Source organism: Altererythrobacter sp. CAU 1644, from assembly GCF_029623755.1.
GTDB classification, from domain to species: domain Bacteria; phylum Pseudomonadota; class Alphaproteobacteria; order Sphingomonadales; family Sphingomonadaceae; genus Erythrobacter; species Erythrobacter arenosus.
Genome location: NZ_CP121106.1, coordinates 1,720,484 through 1,737,822, shown reverse-complemented (window position 1 = coordinate 1,737,822; position 17,339 = coordinate 1,720,484). Strand labels below are relative to the sequence as shown.

Genomic DNA, 17,339 nt, shown 5'->3' with positions numbered 1-17,339 from the left:
GGCGATTTCTTGCCTTGCTCCTTCCGGTGCACCCAAGACGGCTTCCCTCAACGTTGTTCCGGGCTTCGGATGCAGGTTTGTAACACGATCGGCGAAGAGATGGGGTAAAGCGTTGTAAAACGGACCCCCTACTATCCTCCCCTTGACCTCGCGCGCCTGAAAGAGCAGGTGCCGCGGCAAGTTTCGCTTCCTGTTTTCCTCCCCAGGGGGCCAGACAACCCATGAAAGGATGACACGCGCCCATGACTCAGGTCGGCAAGGACACGCTCGGTACTCGCTCCAACCTCAATGTGAACGGCAAGGAATACGCCTACTACTCCTTCGCCAAGGCTTCCGAGACCATTGGCGACGTCTCGCGCCTGCCGACTTCGCTCAAGGTGCTGCTTGAGAACCTGCTGCGGTTCGAAGACGGGGGCTTCACCGTTTCGACCGACGACATCCAGGCGATCGCCGACTGGCAGAAGGACCCGAAGACGGGCAAGGAAATCCAGTATCGCCCTGCGCGCGTGCTGCTGCAGGATTTCACCGGCGTGCCCTGCGTGGTCGACCTTGCCGCAATGCGCGATGCGATTGCCAAGCTTGGCGGCGATACCGCCAAGATCAATCCGCAGGTTCCGGTGAACCTCGTGATCGATCACTCGGTCATGGTCGACGAGTTTGGCCACCCCAAGGCCTTCGAAAAGAACGTCGAGCTCGAATATGCGCGCAATGCGGAGCGCTACGACTTCCTCAAATGGGGTTCGAAGAGCTTCCAGAACTTCAGCGCAGTGCCTCCCGGCACAGGCATCTGCCACCAGGTCAATCTCGAACACATCGGCAAGGGTGTGTGGTCGAGCCAGGATGCAAGCGGCGCGACGGTCGCCTACCCTGACACCTGCGTCGGCACCGACAGCCACACCACCATGATCAACGGCCTTGGCGTGCTCGGTTGGGGCGTCGGCGGGATCGAGGCGGAAGCCGCCATGCTCGGCCAGCCGGTCTCGATGCTGATCCCCGAAGTCGTGGGTTTCCAGCTCGAAGGCAAGCTTGCCGAGGGTGTGACCGCGACCGACCTCGTGCTGACCTGTGTGCAGATGCTGCGCGAAGTCGGCGTCGTCGGCCGCTTCGTCGAGTTCTACGGTCCGGGCGTGTCGAACCTGAGCCTCGCGGACCGCGCCACGATCGCCAACATGGCACCAGAATATGGCGCGACCTGCGGCTTCTTCGGGGTCGATGACAAGACGCTCGACTACCTGCGTCTGACCGGCCGCAGCGAGAAGCAGATCGCCCTCGTCGAAGCCTATTCGAAGGAACAGGGCATGTGGTTCGATCCGGCCAACGAGCCGGTCTTCACCAACACGCTGTCGCTCGACATGGCAGCGGTTGTGCCCAGCCTCGCCGGCCCCAAGCGCCCGCAGGACAAGGTGATCCTTCCCGAGGTCGATGAGCTCTTCAACGGCGACCTCAAGACCGTGTACAAGAAGGATGCACCCGCGCGCGTCGAAGTCGAGGGCAAGGACCACGATATCGGCGATGGCGATGTGGTAATCGCCGCGATCACCAGCTGCACCAATACCTCGAACCCCGATGTACTGATCGCTGCCGGACTGGTCGCGAAAAAGGCAGTCGAGAAGGGTCTCAAGCCGAAACCCTGGGTCAAAACCTCGCTCGCACCGGGATCGCAGGTGGTCACCGATTACCTGATCAAGGCTGGCCTGCAGGATCACCTAGACGCAATCGGTTTCGACCTCGTCGGCTATGGCTGCACTACCTGCATCGGCAACTCCGGCCCGCTCGCCCCGCCGATCAGCAAGGCGATCAATGGCAACGATATCGTCGCCGCCAGCGTGTTGTCAGGCAACCGCAATTTCGAAGGCCGCGTCTCGCCCGACGTGCGCGCCAACTTCCTCGCCTCGCCGCCGCTGGTGGTGGCCTATGCGCTGAAGGGCACCGTTACCGAAGACATCACCACCACGCCGCTGGGCCAGGACCAGGATGGCAACGACGTCTTCCTCAGGGACGTCTGGCCGAGCAATCTCGAGGTCGCGGAACTGCGTGCCAGCTCGATCGACCGCGAGATGTTCGAAAGCCGCTATGCCGACGTCTACAAGGGCGACGAGCACTGGCAGGCCATCAATGTCGAAGCTTCGGACACCTATCAGTGGCGCCCGGGTTCGACCTATGTCGCCAACCCGCCCTATTTCGAGGGCATGGACATGACCCCGGCTCCGGTGACCGACATCAACGATGCCAAACCGCTGGCGATCCTGGGTGACAGTGTCACCACCGACCACATCTCGCCCGCCGGTTCGATCAAGGCGGATTCGCCGGCCGGCGAGTACCTCCAGTCGAACCAGGTTTCGAAGGCGGACTTCAACTCCTACGGCTCGCGCCGCGGCAACCACGAAGTGATGATGCGCGGCACCTTTGCCAATATCCGGATCAAGAACGAAATGGTCCCGGGCGTCGAGGGTGGCTACACCACCTACAACGGCGAGCAGATGGCAATTTACGACGCTGCCATGAAGCACAAGGCCGACGGTACGCCACTGGTCGTGATCGGCGGCAAGGAATACGGCACCGGCTCGTCGCGCGACTGGGCGGCCAAGGGCACGATCCTGCTGGGTGTCCGCGCGGTCATCGTCGAAAGCTTCGAGCGCATCCACCGCTCGAACCTGGTCGGGATGGGCGTGCTCCCGCTCCAGTTCAAGGGCGGCGACACGCGCGAGACGCTGGGCCTCAAGGGTGACGACAGCTTCACCATCAGGGGCCTCGCAGACCTGAAGCCGCAACAGGATGTCGAGGTCGAAGTGACCCGCGCCGATGGCACCAGCTTCAGCTTCGTCGCGCAGTGCCGGATCGATACCGCCAACGAGCTCGAATACTACAACAACGGCGGCATCCTGCATTACGTGCTGCGCAAGCTCGCAGCAGATTGATGCGAGGCGCGGCAGGCCTTGCAATCGCGGCGGTGAGCCTCGCGCTCGCCGCCTGCGATGCCAGCGAGGCGGCCGATAGCGCAGATAGTGCCGCCCCCATCGTCGAGGCCGCGCCGACGGTTTCGACCATCGACGCCATGCAACTGCAGACCTTGCTAGAGGATGGCGGTATCCGACTGGTCGATGTGCGAACCGACGAGGAAGTTGCCGGGGGCGTGATCCCCGGTGCCGAACACGTCGTGCTCGACGATTTCGATCCGGCCAGGCTCGATCTGTCGGATGGGCGCGAAGTTGTACTCTACTGCCGCTCCGGACGCCGCAGCGAGTTCGCCGCGCAGCGCCTCGCCGAGCATACGGGCAAACCGGCCCGGCACCTCGAAGGGGGGATCACGGCCTGGGCCGACGCAGGGCACCCGATCGTCCAGGACTGACCCGAATTCAGCGCCCATCCATGTTCGCGACCTATCCTTCCCGCATGACTGGGGAGGAAGCGCCATGTTTCACCAGACCTTACTTGCTGCCGCCATCGCCCTCGCCTCGGCGGCGTTGCCCGCGGCGGAGCAAGAGACAAATCCGCAGATAGATTATCAGGGCTTTCTCGAGCTCACGAGTGAATTGGGCGAGGTTCGCGCGCAACATCGGTTGCCGTTGGCCGAATTTCTCGCCCGAGCGCGTGCAGATGGCGCGATACTTCTCGATACGCGCAGCGCTGCTGCGTTCGAGGCCGGGCATTTGGAAGGGGCGGTGAACCTGCCGTTTTCCGACTTCACCGACGACAAGCTGGCCCAGGTAATTGGTCAGGATGCAGACCGACCGATCTTCATCTATTGCAACAACAACTTCTCGGACAATGTCGCCCCGGTCACGTCGAAGCGCGCGCCATTGGCGCTCAATATCCCGACCTTCATCAACCTGCACGGCTATGGCTACACCAATGTCTGGGAACTCGCCGATGTCGTGGCGATCAGCCAGGTGCCCTGGGTTACCGGCTCCCCGCGCGGATAAAAGAACGGGCGGTATCCCGTAAGAGATACCGCCCGGACCAGTTTTGAAGTTCCGTCAGGGGGTCGGTTCACGCCCCCTTGCGGATCTTGAACTTGCGACGGCCAAGGATCGCAGCGGCCGCCGCACCGAACAAGAGGGTCATCGGCGGAGCCGGTACATCGGTGCCGCTCGAAGAACTGGTGCTCGAACTCGAGCTGCTGCTCGAGGAACTGGAAGAGCTCGACGAAGACGAAGAACTACTGCTCGACGAACTGCTGCTCGATGAACTGCTGCTCGACGAAGAAGACGAAGAACCGGTGCTGCTGGTGATCACGCCGGTGCTGCTGCCGCTGGTCGACATGCCCGATGTGCTGCCGCCCGAGCTCGACGAAGACGAGGAGCTGGAGGAGGAGGACGACGAGCTGGAAGACCCGCTCGACGATCCCGAAGAACTACCGCCTGTGCTGGTGCCGCCCGAGCTCGAGGACGATCCGCTCGAGCTGCTCGACGAGGAAGAGCTGGACGATCCGCTCGACGAACCACCGCTGGTCGAGGATCCGTGACCCGGCTTGCCAGGCTTGCCGCTCGAACCGCCCGAGCTGGACGAGGACGAACTGCTGGAGCTGCTCGAGGACGAGCTCGACGACGAGGAGGAAGACGAGGACGACGAGCTCGAGATGCTACCGGTCGTGCTCGAGACCGAACCGGTCGAGGTCGAGACGTTGCCCGAACTGCTCGAAACCGAACCGGTGGAGGTCGAAACGTTACCCGAGCTGCTCGATACCGAGCCGGTCGAAGTCGACACCTGGCCGGTCGAGCTGGAAACATTGCCCGACGTCGTGCTGCTGGTGCTCGAAATCGCGCCGGTCGAAGTGCTCACTGCGCCGGTGGTGCTCGAGGTCGAGGTCGAAACGCCGCCGGTCGAAGTCGAGACCTGGCCGGTGGAGGTCGAGGTCGATACCTGCCCCGTCGACGAAGTGATGCTGCCGGTCGAGCTGGTGCTCGACACCTGGCCGCTCGACGAGGTGGTCGAAGTCGAGTTGTCGATATCGATGATGATATCCTGGCCCTGCTCCTGACCACCCGAAGTCGAGGTGGTGGTGCTCACCGAAACGCTGCCGCCCGACGATCCGCCGCCGAAGAAGCCGCCGAAGAAGCCGCCGCCGAAGCCGCCACCGAAACCGCTGCCGCCATAGACAACGGGGCCGCCGCCACCACCGCCAACGACAGGCGGGAGCGGGGGAAGTGCAGCCGGGATCATCCGCGCCCGAACGATCGGCGGGCATTCCTCGGCATTGGTGTAGGTTTCGACGATCTCGCCACGCGACTCGACGCTGCGCGCGGCACCGCCATCGAGCGGTGCGCATTCGACCACGCGGTTGGCCACCCGGCGCTTGCGCTTGATCGGCTGCGGGATCTCGCGCTCACGCTGCTTGATGTACTTGATCGGGACCTGCTTGATCGGGACGGGCTTGCCCTTGATCTCGCTGGCATAGGCGGGATTGGCCGTCGCCGGATCCTCGGCCACGTGCACGGCACCGCCTGCTAGCAGGGCGACGCCTGCTGCGGTTGCGGACAGCTTTGCTGCGAGCAGTTTAACCGACATGGACAAATACTCTCACTTGCTTCGCGGAATGCGTCAGACCGGCGGTTCCGGCCTAGCGCCTATTCCTTCCCATGCAGTTGACGCAGGTGAGTACCGCCATCGCAATCGCGTTAACTACGATTAGGCGGTTCGGCTGACGAATTTTTGGCGGAATCGCGCGGGTTCGGGGCGAGTTGTCCCGTATTGGAACCGAAATTCAGCTAATTATTGCTCGAATTTTAAGGATTTCCATCGAACAAATTGCTTTGCGACGTTCCGTTCGAGTTGGTCGGAGGCGCCATTTCGAGGTGTTCCCACCCGGCATCGTTGAGCATCCGGCCCCGTGCCGTGCGCGCCAACAGCCCCAGCTGGATGAGGTACGGCTCGATCACTTCCTCGACGGTATCGCGGGGTTCGGCGAGGCCCGCGGCGAGGGTTTCGACCCCAACCGGGCCGCCCTTGTAAGTACCTGCAATCATGTGAAGATACCGCCGATCCATCGCATCGAGACCGAGCGAGTCGATCTCCAGCCGGGTCAGGGCATCGTCGGCCAGCGCGCGCGTGACCGTGTCCTGGCCAGCGACATGGACGAAGTCGCGCACCCTGCGCAGCAGCCGCCCCGCGACTCGCGGCGTCCCGCGCGAGCGGCGCGCAATCTCCCGCGCGCCCGCAGAATCGATCTGCATACCCAGCAGCCGCGCGCCGCGGGTGACCACCAGCTCGAGCTCGTCATGGCTGTAGAAGTTGAGCCGCACCGGAATGCCGAAGCGGTCGCGCAGCGGCGTCGTCAGCAGGCCCTGGCGCGTGGTCGCGCCGATCAAAGTGAAGGGCGGCAGGTCGATCCGCACGCTGCGTGCTGCCGGCCCTTCGCCGATGATGATGTCGAGCGCCCGGTCCTCCATCGCGGGGTAGAGGATCTCCTCGACCACCGGATTGAGGCGGTGGATCTCGTCGATGAACAGCACGTCGTGCGGCTCGAGATTTGTGAGCAGCGCAGCGAGGTCGCCCGCCTTGGCGATCACCGGGCCGCTGGTGGCGCGAAAGCCGACGCCCAGTTCCTTCGAGATGATCTGCGCAAGCGTGGTCTTGCCGAGACCGGGCGGGCCGAAGAACAGCGTGTGGTCCATCGCCTCTCCGCGCGAACGGGCGCTGTCGATGAACACCCGGAGGTTATCGCGCGCCGCCTCCTGCCCGATGAACTCGGCGAGGCTCTTCGGCCGCAGCGCGGCATCGGGGTCGTCGGCCTGCCGCTCGGGCGAATGGAGGGGGATGGGGTCGGTCATTCTAGAACGGATTCACCGTGTAGCCGCGCTGTTGCAGCAGCGCATGGGCGGTCATCGCCGACAGCCCCATTTCGACGCCGGGGATCAGTTGGTCACTGCTGACGCCATAGGCTGCCGCGCTTTGCCCACAGAGGATGAAGCGCACCCCCTCGTCCAGCATCTCGCGGATCATCGCGGCGCTGGGGTTCTCGCCGGCAAGCTCATGCGCCGCCCAGCCCTCCGCCGACAACAGGTCGAGAGTGGCCTTGCCGTGCACCACGACAGCGACGCGGATATTGTCCGGATCGACGCCCGCCGCCGCATGCATGTTGATGAAGCGTGCCGCGCTCTCGAATCCCCGATTGCGCGCGCCCTCCTCGCCCGGCTTGGACACGTCGAACGCATGGGCGAACCCGGTGTCGGCGGGAACCTCGCCGATCCCCTCCACCGGCGCATGCGGGCCGAAGCTTTCGAACACCGGCCCGGTCTTGAATGCGGACATGTCCTGCGCCGCCGCAGGGCTTGCCAGCAGCGCCAGAAAGATCAGCCTAAGCAACAGCTTCATCATCCACCCTCTTTCCGATTGGGCAGGAACCGGTCCATGCCAAAGGGGCCTGCGCCCGCCGCCGCGAAATGCGCACCGAGAAAGACCAGCACTATAGCAGGCCACCAGCCGCGAAAATCCTCCGCCCAGTGTACCATGACCACGGCGACCACGAAGTTGGCGAACACCAGCACCCCTGCCCAACGGGTAAACAGTCCCAAGACCAGCAGGACTCCGGAGATGAATTGCACCCACACCGAGAGCGGGGCGAGCAGTTGGGGCTCGGGAAATCCGAATGCCGTCAGGAAGTCGACGAATTCCTGCATCCGCGCCGGACTGACGATGTTGTCCCATGTGCCGTAGATCAGGAACGAACCAGTCAAAACTCGCAATGCCGCCAGCGTCAGATCCTGTGCGCCCACCGGTACATTCGGATTCAACCATTCTTTCATCGAATCACCCCGCAGCCCTTTTCAATGCCACGCGGATCAATTCGCTTTCACTCGCGTCCTCGCCCAGTTCGCCTTGCGCCCGCGCGACAGCCTGCGCCGCCGCAGGGCTTGCCAGCAGGCCAATTGCACCAATGAAAGTGGTCGTTCTAGCCTTCAGCAACACTGATCTCCAACCGCAATTCAACCGCCCTGCCTCCCGCGCTCCTATAGGGTTCCCAGCCCAACAGGGAGAAGAAGTAGTCGCCCCATGACCGCTCGTAGGTCACGGCTGCCAGAAACTTTTCCGATCCTTCGCCCCGCGGCTTCGTGAACACCGCGACGTAGCCACTATTCCGACCCCATCCAGTGCAAGACGAGAGATTGTCCGGAGCGATCCGATATAGCCTTCCCACCATCGAATCGGGGCCATCATCCACGCGATAGACAGCTGCATGCGATCGCGGAATTGCTCGAATCTGCTCGACCTTGAGCAAGACTGAGCCGGGTGGCCTGGTCGACGGCGGATTGGCAAAGACGATGGCATTCGGAACGGGATTCTGCCCGCAAGCGGCGGCCGGACTTGCAGCGAAAATAGCCCCGAGCGCCAAAGCCAGAGTTGCGACCCTCCTCACCCCGCTGCCCTTTTCAGCGCCACGCGGATCAAATCGCTTTCGCTTGCATCCTCGCCCAGCTCGCCTTGCGCTCGCGCGACAGCCTGCGCCGCCACCGCCGGCTTGAAGCCGAGGTTCTCGAGCGCGGAGACAGCATCGGCGCTCGCCCCTCCTGCAGGAGAGATACCGGTAACAGCTACGCCAGTAGTGCCGCCTCCCGGCAGCGCCCCGGCCTTGTCCTTCAATTCGTTGACGATCCGCCCCGCCAATTTCGGCCCGACGCCTTGCGCCCGCGCGACCATGGCCGCATCGCCGCCAGCACAGGCATCGCGCAGCTCGCCGGTCGACAGGGCCGAAAGGATCGCCAACGCAACCTTGCTCCCCACCCCCTGCACCAGCGTCAGCATGCGGAACCAGTCGCGCTCGCCCGCTTCGGCGAAGCCCAGCAGCCGCATGTCGTTCTCGGAAACCTGCAGGTCGGTATGCACGGTGCATCCCTCGCCGACCTCGCCCAGTGCGGTGAGGGTCTTGGTCGAGCAATGGACAAGATAGCCCACGCCCTGCACGTCGACGATCGCCCAATCCTCGCCCACTTCGTCGAGCCGCCCGGATAGTTTTGCAATCATGAGCCACTTTCTGCGCTATCGCTTCGCTGCTTGAGCGCGGTTTGTTCTTGCCGCATGGCTTGGGAATGCGCCAGTCCAAACACCCATGTTCAGCCTGCCATCCACAAGTCTGAATGGATGGAACACATGGAACACGGTCCTGATGTTGAAATCCTGGCGCGCGAAACACCACAGTGAAGCAGGCCGAAAGGTGCGCGAGAATGGAGGCATGGCGCGCTTGTGCCACGCGCGCTTGAAGTAGGAAAAGTTTGGTTTGCTCGACACGACCGGATGATCCGCTAAGACAGCGCGCATGAGTTGGAACACCTTCGGACGCGTCTTGCGCTTCACTACCTGGGGGGAAAGCCACGGCCCTGCGCTCGGCGCGGTGGTCGACGGTTGCCCTTCGCAGATCGCCTTGTCCGAAGCCGACATCCAGCCCTTCCTCGATGCGCGCAAGCCGGGGCAGAACCGCTTCACCACGCAGCGGCGCGAGGAAGACCTGGTGAAGATTCTCTCGGGAACCTTCGAAGGCCAGACCACCGGCACGCCGATCAGTCTGATGATCGAGAACACCGATCAACGCAGCAAGGATTATTCGGAGATCGCCAAGGCCTATCGCCCCGGCCATGCCGACTACGCCTATGACGCCAAATACGGCATCCGCGACTATCGCGGGGGCGGCCGGTCGAGCGCGCGCGAAACCGCGGCGCGGGTGGCAGCGGGAGCGGTCGCACGGCTGATCATCCCCGAAGTGAAGATCACCGCCTATGTCTGCGAACTGGGCGGCGACGCGATCGACCGCAGCGTGATCGATTTCGACCAGATCGACCAGAACCCCTTCTTTTGCCCCGACAGCTGGGCGGCCAAGCGCTGGGAGGAAAAGGTCGACGAGGCGCGCAAGAACGGTTCCTCGCTCGGCGCAGTGGTCGAATGCGTGGCCGAGGGTGTACCAGCCGGTTGGGGCGCGCCGATCTACGCCAAGCTGAGCGCCGATCTTGCCGCGGCGATGATGGGGATCAACGCGGTCAAGGGCGTCGAGATCGGTGACGGCTTCGATGCCGCACGACTGACCGGCGAACAGAACGCCGACCCGATGCGCCCGGGCGAAAGCGGTTCGCCCGAATTCGACGCCAACCACGCGGGCGGAATTGCGGGCGGCATCTCGACCGGACAGCCGGTGGTGTGCCGCGTTGCCTTCAAGCCGACCAGTTCGATCCTGACGCCGGTCGACACGATCACCGCTGATGGCGAGGCGACCCAGATCCGCACCAAGGGCCGCCACGACCCCTGTGTCGGCATCCGCGGCACACCGGTCGTCGCCGCGATGATGGCGCTGGTGCTGGCGGATCACAAGCTGCTGCACCGGGCACAGCAGGGCTAAGGAGCTAGCGCGGGATCATGCCGGAATTCCTGCGACGCACCTTTCCCGCCCGGTTCGACAATCATTTTCCGGGCACGCCAATCGCCTTCTACGCTTTCGTGCTGATCGCGGTGGCCACCACCATGCGCAGCCTGATCCATCTCGCGGCACCCGACGGCGGGGCGCAGAGCATCGCCACCATCCCGCTGGCCAGCTATTCGACGGGCGCCGCCGGGACGGTGATCGGCATCTTCAGCCTGTGGGGCCTGTCGCAGACGATCATCGCGGCGCTCTATTGGCTGGCAATCCTGCGCTATCGCGCATTGATCCCCCTGTTCTACCTGCTGCTGGTGGTCGAATATGCGGGTCGCATGGCGATCGGCCATACACGGGTGGTCGAAACCGTCTCAACCGCCCCGGGCTCGGTGATCAATCTGCCGCTGGTGGTTGTATGCTCCGCGCTCTACGGGCTCAGCGTGAGCGGAGCCCAGGCGACCCCACCCGACTGAGGCGCCGGCCGGCACCGCCCCACATGTAAATTCTTTCCTCGCCGCCTATCGCGCGCTCCAGCGTGTGATAATGTTCTCAAAGCTTCGGGAGAAAGCGCTTGAGGACTCGCAAGGATGAGCGGCTCGCCACGAGCCGAGCGATTGTCGTCTCGCTTCCGGGTTCGGACCTGGCGGCAACGATGGTCGATATTTCGCGTACCGGGTGCAAGATCGAGGTCGACACCGATCGCGTGGGCGTCGGCTCGACAGTCGTCATCGAGATGTCCGGAGAAACCATCGCCAGCGGTGAGATCGTGTGGCTGGCGCAGCAGGAATGCGGAGTCGCATTCCACCGCCAGATCTCGGCCGAGCAGGTCGATCGCGTCGCGGCAGTGATCGGCTAGGCAAGATTTCGGGTCAGAACCCGGGCTTATCCCCGCCTCAGTTGACCAATTTGCAAGCGACGGCGCGTTTCGTTGCGCTTTTCGAAACTAACTCTTGCTTGATCGAAAATTTCAATCGCAGTCATCGCTCAAAATCGCTTTTGTGCGTCGCAGCAATGCCTATCTGAACCCGTGAGTTTCAACCCGAACATACAGACAAGAGGGACAAATCCATGGGTATCATCGGTTCAACCATCAAGCCGTTCAAGGCCACCGCATTCCAGGCCGGCAAGGACTTCTTCGACGTCACGGACGAGGACGTGAAGGGCAAGTGGGCGGTCTTCTTCTTCTATCCGGCCGACTTCACCTTCGTCTGCCCGACCGAGCTCGAAGACCTGGGCGAACATTACGAGATGCTCCAGAAGCTCGACGTCGAAGTCTACGGCGTGTCGACCGACACCCACTTCAGCCACAAGGCCTGGCACGACACTTCGGAGAAGATCGGCAAGCTGAACTTCCCCTTCCTCGGTGATCAGAACCACCAGCTCGCGCGCAATTTCGACGTGCTGCGTGAAGGCGTGGGCCTCGCCGATCGCGCCACCTTCGTGGTCGATCCCGAGGGCGTGATCCAGCTGGTCGAGCAGACCTGCGAAGGCGTCGGCCGCAATGCCAACGAGCTGGTCCGCAAGATCCGCGCCGCCCAGTACGTGCGCAACAACCCTGGCCAGGTCTGCCCGGCTGCATGGGAAGAGGGCGAAGAAACCCTCGCCCCTTCGCTGGATCTCGTCGGCAAGATCTGAGCCTGACAGGCTGAGTTCAGGTCGGCGTCGATAGTGGCGCCGACCTCAAGAGCCCGAGCTCTTCTCGGGTCGCTGGAAGGCCCGGGGCATCTCTCCCTCCCCCCCCGCCCCGGGCCTTTTGCCTCCGCCGCATCGCCGAAACCCCGTTCCCGCACGCCGCCCGGAGTCCATCCATGCTCGACGATACGATGAAAGCGCAGCTCAAGACCTATCTCGCCAATCTGCGCGAGCCGGTCGAACTCGTCGCCTCGCTCGGCGATGGCGAGAAATCGCGCCAGACGCGCGAACTGCTGGAAGAGATCGCCGCGCTGCACGACATGGTCAGTGCGACCTTCGACGGAACCGATGATCGCACGCCCAGCTTCGTCATTCGCCGGGCCAGCGATGCGGAAAAGTGGGTGCGTTTTGCGGGCCTGCCAATGGGCCACGAATTCACCAGCCTCGTGCTCGCGCTGCTGTGGGCGGGCGGCCACCCTCCCAAGGTCGATGCCGACCTGATCGAGCAGGTCCGCGCGCTGGACGGCGACTTCCATTTCGAGATGTACTTCTCGCTCTCGTGCCACAATTGCCCCGACGTGGTGCAGGCGCTGACGCTGATGGCGCTCGAGAACCCGCGCATCACCGCGACGCTGATCGAGGGTGGAACATTCCAGGACGAGTTCGATGCCCGCGGCGTCATGGCCGTCCCTGCGACGTTCCTCAACGGCCAGCCTTTCTACAACGGCAAGATGGAACTCGCGGAGATCCTTAGTCGGCTCGACACCAATGCCGATGCCAGGGCGGCCGAAAAGCTCTCCGCCAGGGATCCGTTCGAGGTCCTCGTGGTCGGCGGCGGTCCCGCTGGTGCTGCCACCGCCATCTACACCGCGCGCAAGGGCTTCCGCACCGGCATCGCGGCGGAACGTTTCGGCGGCCAGCTGCACGATACGCTCGGGATCGAGAACCTGCCCGGCACGCCCTATACCGAAGGCCCGAAACTGGCCGGCGAGCTCGAGCGTCATGTCGGCGAATACGATATCGACCTGATGAACCTTGCCCGCGCCGTCGAACTCATACCGGCGAAGCGGGAAGGCGGCTTGCACGAGGTCAGGCTCGCCAATGGCGCCAGCCTCAAGTCTCGCAGCCTGATCCTCGCGACCGGTGCGCGCTGGCGCAACCTCGGCGTGCCCGGCGAGGCAGAATATCGCAACAAGGGCGTCGCCTACTGCCCGCACTGCGACGGTCCGCTGTTCAAGGGCAAGCGCATTGCGGTGATCGGCGGCGGCAATTCGGGCGTCGAAGCGGCGATCGATCTTGCCAAGATCGTCGGCCACGTCACGCTGATCGAATACGACGCCAAGCTGCGGGCCGACGAGGTTCTGCAGGCCAAGCTGCGCAGCCTGCCCAATGTCGAAATCGTGACGAGCGGTCAGACCACCGAGATCACCGGCAGCAAAGGCCGGATGAACGGGCTCGTCCTCAAGGACCGCAACAGCGGCGCGGAGCGCCGCATCGCGCTCGACGGCGTGTTCGTCCAGATCGGCCTCGTTCCCAACACCGAGTGGCTGCAAGGCAGCGGCCTCGAGCTTTCGGCGCATGGCGAGATCGTCACCGACGGAGAGGGTCGGACCAATCTCCCGGGCATCTTCGGCGCAGGCGATGTGACCACGGTGCCCTACAAGCAGATCGTGGTAGCGATGGGCGAGGGTTCGAAGGCCGGCCTCTCGGCATTCGACTATCTCATCCGGACTCAGCCGACAGAGGATGTGGCGGAGGCCGCCTGAGTCTCGTCCGCACCTAAATTGCCCTGCCGCAAGCGGCGGAGCTCAAATCGGGTTTCTCAATCAATCAATAGAAATTAATCGATTAGACAGCTTACTGCGCAAGGCGCATTCTCCCCTCATAAGGCTTGGGCTGTGGTCCGAGTCCCCCCATCTGGTGAGAGGAGAATTTCCCATGGACGCAAAGACAGGCGAAATGAGCGGCGGCTGCCCCGTACACGGCGGATCGATGCGCGGCCTGCTGGGACGCACCAATCGTGACTGGTGGCCCGATCAGCTCCAACTCGACATCCTGACGCAATCGGGCAAGAGCGCCGATCCGCTGGGCGAGGACTTCGACTATTGCGAGGCCTTCAACGCGCTCGATTACAATGCGCTCAAGGCCGACCTCACCGCGCTGATGACAGACAGCCAGGCCTGGTGGCCGGCAGACTATGGCCATTACGGCCCGTTCTTCATCCGCATGGCATGGCATGCCGCTGGTACCTATCGCACCGGCGACGGGCGCGGCGGCGCATCGAGCGGGCAGCAGCGTTTCGCTCCGCTCAACTCCTGGCCAGACAACGGCAATCTCGACAAGGCTCGCCGCCTGTTGTGGCCGATCAAGCAGAAATACGGCAAGCACATCAGCTGGGCCGACCTCTTCATCCTGACCGGCAATGTCGCGATCGAATCGATGGGTGGCCCGGTGTTCGGCTTCGGCGGTGGACGCAAGGACGTCTACGAACCCGAAACGGTCTACTGGGGAACGGAAGAACAATGGGTCAACGAGGGCGTTGCCACGCGCATCCGTCCCGATGAGGGCAAGGCGCTGGAGAACCCGCTCGCCGCGATCCAGATGGGCCTGATCTACGTCAATCCGGAAGGTCCGGGCGGCAATCCGCACGATGCCGAGGGTATGGCGCGCGACATGCGCGAGACCTTCAGCCGCATGGCGATGAACGACGAGGAAACCGTCGCGCTAACCGCGGGCGGCCACGCCTTCGGCAAGGCGCACGGCGCCAAGCCCGCCGATAGTTTCGGCGGCGCGCCCGAAAGCGAGCACCTGGCGCTGATGGGCTTCGGCTGGCTCACCGACAAGGACGAGATCGAGAAAGGCCACATCACCACCTCGGGCATCGAGGGGGCGTGGACGCCCAACCCGACCGAGTGGGGCAACGATTACTTCCGCCTGCTGTTCAAATACGAATACGAGCTCGTCCAGAGCCCGGCGGGCGCGAACCAGTGGCAGCCGATCAATCCGGACCCCGAGGACATGGCGCCCGATGCGCGCGATCCGTCCAAGAAGGTCCCGACCATGATGACCACCGCCGACATGGCGCTGAAGCGCGATCCGGAATATCGCAAGATTTCCGAGCGCTTCCGTGACGACCAGGCGGCGCTCGACGACGCCTTTGCCCGCGCATGGTTCAAGCTGTGCCACCGCGATATGGGGCCCAAGGTGCGCTACATGGGTCCCGAAGTCCCGTCAGAAGACCTGATCTGGCAGGATCCGGTACCGGCAGGCTCGACCCCTTCGTCCGGCACGGTATCGGACTTCAAGTCCAAGGTGCTCGGCAGCGGCCTGTCGGTCAGCGAACTGGTCAAGGCGGCCTGGGCCTCGGCCTCGACCTTCCGCAATTCGGACCATCGCGGCGGTGCTAATGGTGCCCGGGTCCGGCTCGCCCCGCAGAAGGATTGGGCCGCGAACGATCCGGAAGAACTGTCGCGCGTCCTGTCGAAGCTCGACGAGTTGCGCGGCGAGTTGTCGATGGCCGATGCCATCGTGCTCGCAGGCGCGGCGGCGATCGAGAAGGCGGCGAAGGATGGCGGTTTCGACGTTTCGGTCGATGTCACCACCGGGCGCGGCGACGCCTCGCAGGAGCAGACCGATGCGGAGAGCTTCGAGCCGCTCGAGCCGTTTGCCGATGGCTTCCGCAACTACCTCAAGACCAAGGCCGACGTGAAGACGGAGGACATGCTGGTCGACAAGGCACACCTGCTTGGCCTCTCGATCCCCGAGATGACCGCACTGGTCGGCGGGATGCGCGCGCTTGGCGCGATCAGCAAACATGCCAAGCATGGCAACAGCATCGGCGTACTCACCGATCGGCCGGGCACGCTCAGCAACGACTTCTTCGTCAACCTGCTGTCGATGGACACAGAGTGGTCGGTGATCGACGATAGCGGCGACGAGGAATTCCAGGGCAGATGCCGCAAGACCGGCGCCGACAAGTGGACCGCGACACGCACCGATCTCGTGTTCGGTTCGAATTCGCAGCTCCGCGCAATCGCCGAAGTATTCGCCGAAAGCGGGGGCGAGCAGAAGTTCGTCGACACCTTCGTCAAGGCCTGGACCAAGGTGATGGATGCCGACCGGGCAGACATCGCCATGGCGAAATACCGTGGCTAAGTAGCGATCGGCCTGAACCGGTTCGACCCTTTGGGTCGCAGGGAATCCCCGGCAGCCAGTTCACTGGAGGTCGGGGGTTTTCTTTTTCAGGGGTGGCGTTCTAGCACAATGTCCCGCCGGGCGAACCATCGCCCTTCTGCGTCACGATCCAGTGTCACAATCCCACTTCCGCCGCGCAACTCCTGTCTCTCGCGATAGAAATCGTCCACGAGGACTTCGCCCGCAAACACGACGTCATCGACATAATAGGGCCTTCGCCCGGGTTCGCGCACATATAGGTGTATATGCGCGGGCATGGTCATAGCAGGATAGGGGCCGGGCTTGATCGTTTCGAATCGATAGCGTCCGTCTGGTGGGCATAGATTATCACTCCCGGAGCGGGCGTTGTACCATCGCTGCGAAAGACAGTTCCGGTCAAAACCATCGGTTCGCCCGGCTCCTGTGCAGGTCCGATTCGTGCAGTCCAAGAGATGTCCTCGACCGCCATTTCCAGCGTCGCTTCGCAGCCTTCGCAGGCATAAAGATCCTCGCGAGCGCCGTCTTCGGCAGCGGGCGCTCTCCCTGAACATGCGACAACCAATAGCGGCGCAAGAATGCGGATTGCAGGAGGCATCGAAATGTTCAAGATCGTGCTCATGGGACACAGATATACTGGCGTTGCGCGCGGTTTCCACTGGATCATCGCATTACTTTTAGTGTGCCAGATCGCCTTGGGAATGTTAGCCGATGATGCAAGCCCGCCGCGATCGTGGCATTATCTCGACGCGCATGCCCAGTTGGGGATTACGCTCTTCGGTCTGATGCTGTTGCGGGTCGCATGGCGGCTAGGTCATCCACCACCACCGCTTCCCGCGCGCACTCCTGTCTGGCAGGCGCTCCTTGCGGGAAGCGTCCATGGTGCGATCTACGTGCTGGTTCTGTTGCTGCCAATTACCGGTTATGCTTTGTGGATGTGGGACCAGCGCATGGTGCGGCTCTATGGCCTGTTCCCGCTGCCTTTGGTCGACACCTCTTCGGTGGCCGAATTCTGGCGCTCGCTGGCCGGATACGCCCACGAATGGGGATTCTACGTCCTGTGTGGCCTGCTAACATTGCATATCGGCGCAGCCGCGGTGCACGAGCTTCTTCTGCGCGACCGCCTCGTGCGCGAGAGGATGCTCTAGCCGCACTTGGTTGGCGCTGTTAGGAGCCACCAATGGACCGACCCTTTCGA

The 17,339-nt window shown here is 63.4% G+C and carries 17 protein-coding genes; 12 read left to right on the top strand and 5 right to left on the bottom strand.

What is annotated here, in order from left to right:
• Positions 1 to 242: 242 nt before the first annotated feature.
• From acnA to P7228_RS08575, 5 genes are all read left to right on the top strand, one after another.
• On the top strand, positions 243 to 2,918 hold the full coding sequence (acnA, locus tag P7228_RS08595) for an aconitate hydratase AcnA (RefSeq protein ID WP_278014831.1): 2,676 nt from the start codon (positions 243 to 245) through the stop codon (positions 2,916 to 2,918).
• Positions 2,918 to 3,349: a rhodanese-like domain-containing protein gene (locus tag P7228_RS08590; RefSeq protein WP_278014830.1), complete on the top strand. Its 432-nt coding sequence runs from the start codon at positions 2,918 to 2,920 to the stop codon at positions 3,347 to 3,349. The genes acnA and P7228_RS08590 overlap by 1 nt, the downstream gene beginning before the upstream one ends.
• Before the next feature lie 64 nt (positions 3,350 to 3,413).
• Complete coding sequence (locus P7228_RS08585) at positions 3,414 to 3,923, top strand: rhodanese-like domain-containing protein (RefSeq protein ID WP_278014829.1); 510 nt, start codon at positions 3,414 to 3,416, stop codon at positions 3,921 to 3,923.
• Between the two features lie 161 nt (positions 3,924 to 4,084).
• A complete protein-coding gene (locus P7228_RS08580) occupies positions 4,085 to 4,465 on the top strand; it encodes a hypothetical protein (RefSeq protein WP_278014828.1) in 381 nt (126 codons plus the stop codon).
• Positions 4,466 to 4,471: 6 nt separating this feature from the next.
• Positions 4,472 to 4,981 (top strand): hypothetical protein, encoded by a 510-nt coding sequence (locus tag P7228_RS08575; RefSeq protein ID WP_278014827.1) that lies wholly within the window; start codon positions 4,472 to 4,474, stop codon positions 4,979 to 4,981.
• Positions 4,982 to 5,726: 745 nt separating this feature from the next.
• On the opposite strand, the gene ruvB is transcribed toward P7228_RS08575, so the two are convergent.
• From ruvB to ruvA, 5 genes are all read right to left on the bottom strand, one after another.
• Positions 5,727 to 6,770, bottom strand: a complete 1,044-nt coding sequence (gene ruvB / locus P7228_RS08570; protein WP_278014826.1) for a Holliday junction branch migration DNA helicase RuvB — start codon at positions 6,768 to 6,770, stop codon at positions 5,727 to 5,729.
• A gap of 1 nt (position 6,771) precedes the next feature.
• Entirely contained in the window at positions 6,772 to 7,317 is a 546-nt protein-coding gene (locus tag P7228_RS08565) for a DsrE family protein (protein WP_347402829.1), read from the bottom strand.
• Positions 7,314 to 7,745: a DoxX family protein gene (locus tag P7228_RS08560; RefSeq protein ID WP_278014825.1), complete on the bottom strand. Its 432-nt coding sequence runs from the start codon at positions 7,743 to 7,745 to the stop codon at positions 7,314 to 7,316. Before P7228_RS08560 ends, P7228_RS08565 begins: the two co-directional genes overlap by 4 nt.
• A gap of 4 nt (positions 7,746 to 7,749) precedes the next feature.
• On the bottom strand, positions 7,750 to 7,905 hold the full coding sequence (locus tag P7228_RS08555) for a hypothetical protein (protein ID WP_347402828.1): 156 nt from the start codon (positions 7,903 to 7,905) through the stop codon (positions 7,750 to 7,752).
• Positions 7,906 to 8,352: 447 nt separating this feature from the next.
• Positions 8,353 to 8,961 (bottom strand): Holliday junction branch migration protein RuvA, encoded by a 609-nt coding sequence (ruvA, locus tag P7228_RS08550; RefSeq protein ID WP_278014824.1) that lies wholly within the window; start codon positions 8,959 to 8,961, stop codon positions 8,353 to 8,355.
• 292 nt (positions 8,962 to 9,253) lie between these two features.
• Here ruvA and aroC point away from each other — a divergent pair, with 292 nt between their 5' ends.
• From aroC to P7228_RS08515, 7 genes are all read left to right on the top strand, one after another.
• Positions 9,254 to 10,324 (top strand): chorismate synthase, encoded by a 1,071-nt coding sequence (gene aroC, locus P7228_RS08545; protein ID WP_278014823.1) that lies wholly within the window; start codon positions 9,254 to 9,256, stop codon positions 10,322 to 10,324.
• Positions 10,325 to 10,341: 17 nt separating this feature from the next.
• The gene (locus tag P7228_RS08540) at positions 10,342 to 10,812 is read left to right on the top strand and encodes a hypothetical protein (protein WP_278014822.1); all 471 of its coding nucleotides are present in this window, start codon (positions 10,342 to 10,344) and stop codon (positions 10,810 to 10,812) included.
• Positions 10,813 to 10,910: 98 nt separating this feature from the next.
• Positions 10,911 to 11,195 carry a PilZ domain-containing protein gene (locus P7228_RS08535; RefSeq protein ID WP_278014821.1) on the top strand — a complete coding sequence of 95 codons (285 nt, stop codon included), beginning with the start codon at positions 10,911 to 10,913 and terminating at the stop codon, positions 11,193 to 11,195.
• Positions 11,196 to 11,407: 212 nt separating this feature from the next.
• A complete protein-coding gene (gene ahpC / locus P7228_RS08530; protein WP_278014820.1) occupies positions 11,408 to 11,974 on the top strand; it encodes an alkyl hydroperoxide reductase subunit C in 567 nt (188 codons plus the stop codon).
• Positions 11,975 to 12,147: 173 nt separating this feature from the next.
• Positions 12,148 to 13,737 (top strand): alkyl hydroperoxide reductase subunit F, encoded by a 1,590-nt coding sequence (gene ahpF, locus P7228_RS08525; protein WP_278014819.1) that lies wholly within the window; start codon positions 12,148 to 12,150, stop codon positions 13,735 to 13,737.
• A gap of 172 nt (positions 13,738 to 13,909) precedes the next feature.
• The gene (katG, locus tag P7228_RS08520) at positions 13,910 to 16,126 is read left to right on the top strand and encodes a catalase/peroxidase HPI (RefSeq protein WP_278014818.1); all 2,217 of its coding nucleotides are present in this window, start codon (positions 13,910 to 13,912) and stop codon (positions 16,124 to 16,126) included.
• Between the two features lie 617 nt (positions 16,127 to 16,743).
• On the top strand, positions 16,744 to 17,289 hold the full coding sequence (locus tag P7228_RS08515; RefSeq protein WP_278014817.1) for a cytochrome b: 546 nt from the start codon (positions 16,744 to 16,746) through the stop codon (positions 17,287 to 17,289).
• Positions 17,290 to 17,339: the final 50 nt, after the last annotated feature.